The sequence below is a fragment of the Methylobacterium frigidaeris genome, from assembly GCF_022179185.1.
Classification (GTDB): domain Bacteria; phylum Pseudomonadota; class Alphaproteobacteria; order Rhizobiales; family Beijerinckiaceae; genus Methylobacterium; species Methylobacterium frigidaeris.
The window spans coordinates 1-231 of sequence record NZ_BPQJ01000384.1; the positions used below are offsets into that span (position 1 = coordinate 1).

The 231-nt window shown below is 70.6% G+C and carries 1 pseudogene; it reads right to left on the reverse strand.

Annotation, left to right across the window (positions count from 1 at the left end):
* Window positions 1–231: pseudogene (locus tag MFF64_RS37445) on the reverse strand (iron-containing alcohol dehydrogenase); the annotation flags it as partial.

The following is a 231-nucleotide window of genomic DNA, read 5'->3' on the forward strand; positions in this document are numbered from 1 at the left end:
GTGGAAATGCGCGCCGATCGGCCGGCTCATGCCGTGGACCAGCGCCACCGACGCGTTCGAGAAGGCGATGCCGGCCTGGGTCGCGCCGAGCATCATCGCCTCCCGGGCCGCCCGGTCGCTGGGATCGGTCCAGACCCGGCGCAGGTTCGGGGCGATCAGGCGCATCGCCTGAAGCGCGAGCCCGTCCGAGAACAGATTGGACTTGCGCGAGACGTAGGCCTCGATGGCGTG